The following is a 2,982-nucleotide window of genomic DNA, read 5'->3' as shown; positions in this document are numbered from 1 at the left end:
TAGTAGTCGGTCAGCGCGTCGATCACCGCCCGCGGCTTCTGCGTCGTCGCGGCGTTGTCGAGGTAGACGAGCGGCTTGCCGTGGACCTCGCGCGTCAGGATCGGGAAGTCCTTGCGGACCCGCGCGATGTCGAACTCGCAGGCGCACTCCTCGGAGGTGCGGGAGAGGTTGGGCAGGGGCTGGGTCATCGCCGTCCCTCGGCGCCGAACAGCCGCGCGGCGACGCGCCGCCGCACGACGTCCTGCGCGAGCCCCTCCGGCGCCTTCGCCAAGAGCGCCTCGAAGAAGCCGGAGACGACCATCGCCGCCGCCTCGCGCGCGTCGAGCCCGCGGCTGCGGAGGTAATAGAGCTGGTCCTCGTCGATCGGCCCGACGGTCGCGCCGTGCTTCGCCGAGACGTCGTCGGTCAGGATCTCGAGTTCGGGGATCGAGACCGCGTTCGCGTCGGCGGAGAGGAGCAGGTTGCGGTTCTCCTGATAGGCCGAGCTGCGCACGGCGTTCCCGGCGATGTAGAGCCGCCCGGTCGTCGCCGCCTTGGCGCGTCCGTCGAGCGCCACCCGCACGTCGAGGTTGCTCGTCGTGTCCGGGGCCTCGTGCTCGATCACGACGTGGTTGTCGAACTGCCGTTTGCCCCCGCCGAAGACCGCGCCGAGCACCTGCGTCTCGGCGCCGGGGCCGACCGCGCGGACGAAGAGGTCGGTCTTGGCGAGCGCGCCGCCGAAGGCGGCGAAGAGCTGCTGGAAGAAGGCGTCCCGCTCGAGCCGCACGCGGGTCGTCGAGGCGGCCGCGGCGCGCGCGTTGAGCTCCTGCACGAAGACCAGCCGCGCCCGCGCCCCCGCGCCGACCACGACCTCGTTGGCGCGGTGGACCATCGGCCGGGCCTCGCCGTCCTCGGCGCCGGTCAGCTCCTCGAGCACCGTCGCCTCGGCGCCCTCGCCGAAGACGATCAGGTTGCGCGGCAGCGAGAGCCCCTGCGGCGCGGCGTCGGTGGCGAGCCGGACCGGCTTGGCCAAGCGCGTCCCGCGCGGCACGGAGAGGAGCAGCCCGCCGCTCCAGAGGGCCGCGTTGAGCGCCGCGAACGGCGTCTCCGAGGGCGGCTCGACCGCGCCGAGCAGCGGCCGGACGAGATCCTCGCGCTCGCGCGCCGCCCGCTCGAGGTCGAGCGCGACGACGCCCGCGCGGCGCGCCTCGGCGCCGAGGCGCACGACGTGCCCGCCCGGCCCGCGCGTCACGAGGACCGAGGCCTCCGCGTCGTCCGGCAGGTCCGGCCCTCGCTCGAGCGGCGCCTCGCGGTTCAGGGCGAGGCCCTTCGGCACGAGCCGCGCCGGGTCCACGTAGCGCCAGCGGTGCAACGCGCGCTCGGGGAGGAGCGCCTCGCGGTACAGTTCGTAGGCTCCGCGGCGGTTCGCCGCGAGCCAGTCGGGAGCGCCCGCGGCCAGGGCCTCGAGCGCGTCTTGGGCGATGTACTTGTCGTCGGTCGTCACGTGCGCGTCCCCGTCAACCCACCGAGCCTTCCATCTCGAGTTGGATCAGGCGATTGAGCTCGACGGCGTACTCCATCGGCAGCTCCTTGGTGAACGGCTCGATGAAGCCGTTGACGATCATCGTCGTCGCCTCGCTGTCGCTGAGGCCGCGGCTCATCAGGTAGTAGAGCTGTTCCTCGCCGACCTTGCTGACCGTCGCCTCGTGCTCCACGCGGACCTGGTCCTCGGCGATCTCCATCGTCGGGTAGGTGTCGGAGCGGGAGGCCGGGTCGAGGATCAGCGCGTCGCAGCGGACGTTGGCCCGCGCGCCGACGGCGCCCTTGTGGATCTTGACCAGCCCGCGGTACGAGCCGCGCCCGCCGTCCTTGGAGAGCGACTTGGAGACGATGCGCGAGGTCGTGTTCGGCGCCGCGTGGACCATCTTCGCCCCGGCGTCCTGGTGCTGGCCCTTGCCGGCGAAGGCGATCGAGAGGACCTCGCCGTGGGCCCGCGGCCCGACGAGGTAGATCGCGGGGTACTTCATCGTCAGCTTGGAGCCGAGGTTGCCGTCCACCCACTCGACGCTGGCGTCCTCGTGGGCCACGGCCCGCTTGGTGACCAAGTTGTAGATGTTGCGCGACCAGTTCTGGATCGTCGTGTAGCGGATCCGCGCCCCCTTGAGCGCGAGCAGCTCGACGACCGCCGAGTGGAGCGAGTCCTTGCGGTAGATCGGCGCGGTGCATCCTTCGATGTAGTGCACCGACGACCCCTCGTCGGCGATGATCAGCGTCCGCTCGAACTGCCCCAGCGCCTCGCTGTTGATGCGGAAGTAGGCCTGCAGCGGGATGTCCACCTTGACGCCCTTCGGGACGTAGATGAACGAGCCGCCCGACCAGACCGCCGTGTTGAGCGCCGCGAACTTGTTGTCGTTCGACGGGATCACGCTGCCGAAGTACTTCTCGACGATCTCCGGGTGGCGCTTCAGCCCCTCGTCCATCGAGAGGAAAATCACGCCCTTCTTCTCGAGCTCGGCGTGGATCGAGTGGTAGACGACCTCCGACTCGTACTGCGCGGTCACGCCGGCGAGGAACCGCCGCTCGGCGTCCGGCACGCCCAGGCGGTCGAAGGTGTTCTTGATGTCGGCGGGGACTTCCTTCCAGTCGTCGGACTCCGCCTCGCCCGGGCGGACGTAGTAGGTCATGTCGTCGAAGTCGATCTCGGCGAGCGCGGCGGAATCGCCCCACGTCGGCATCGGCCGCGCCGCGAAGAGGCGGTAGGCCTCGACGCGCCGCTCGGTCATCCAGGCCGGCTCCTTCTTGATCGCCGAGATCTGGCGCACGACGGCCTCGTCGAGCCCCTTGCGGGTGCGGAAGACCGACGTGTCGGGCATCGAGAAGCCGTACTTCTCCTCGTACCCGGCGTTGATGTCGAGTCCCCGTTCGGGGGCGCCCATGGTCAGGCCTCCTTGGCGGCCGCGCCGTCGAGCCAGTCGTAGCCGCGCTCCTCGAGCTCGTCGGCCA

At 71.0% G+C, this 2,982-nt stretch carries 3 protein-coding genes; all 3 read right to left on the bottom strand.

Translation table 11 applies throughout. The features are described from left to right. Positions 1 to 188 (bottom strand): cysteine desulfurase CsdA (locus tag LLG88_11450; GenBank protein MCE5247515.1); only part of this gene is annotated, 188 nt, incomplete at its 3' end. Next, a complete protein-coding gene (gene sufD / locus LLG88_11445; protein MCE5247514.1) occupies positions 185 to 1,483 on the bottom strand; it encodes a Fe-S cluster assembly protein SufD in 1,299 nt (432 codons plus the stop codon). The genes sufD and LLG88_11450, both read right to left, overlap by 4 nt. Positions 1,484 to 1,496: 13 nt before the next feature. Continuing rightward, the gene (gene sufB, locus LLG88_11440; protein ID MCE5247513.1) at positions 1,497 to 2,915 is read right to left on the bottom strand and encodes a Fe-S cluster assembly protein SufB; all 1,419 of its coding nucleotides are present in this window, start codon (positions 2,913 to 2,915) and stop codon (positions 1,497 to 1,499) included. Positions 2,916 to 2,982: the final 67 nt, after the last annotated feature.

It is taken from the genome of bacterium, from assembly GCA_021372775.1.
In the GTDB taxonomy this organism is placed as follows: Bacteria; Acidobacteriota; Polarisedimenticolia; order J045; family J045; genus JAJFTU01.
This window is presented reverse-complemented; position numbering and strand designations above follow the sequence as displayed.

Excerpts from the sequence above, each read along its gene's own strand:
- sufB (MCE5247513.1), bottom strand. The coding sequence starts at position 2,915 with ATGGGCGCCCCCGAACGGGGACTCGACATCAACGCCGGGTACGAGGAG.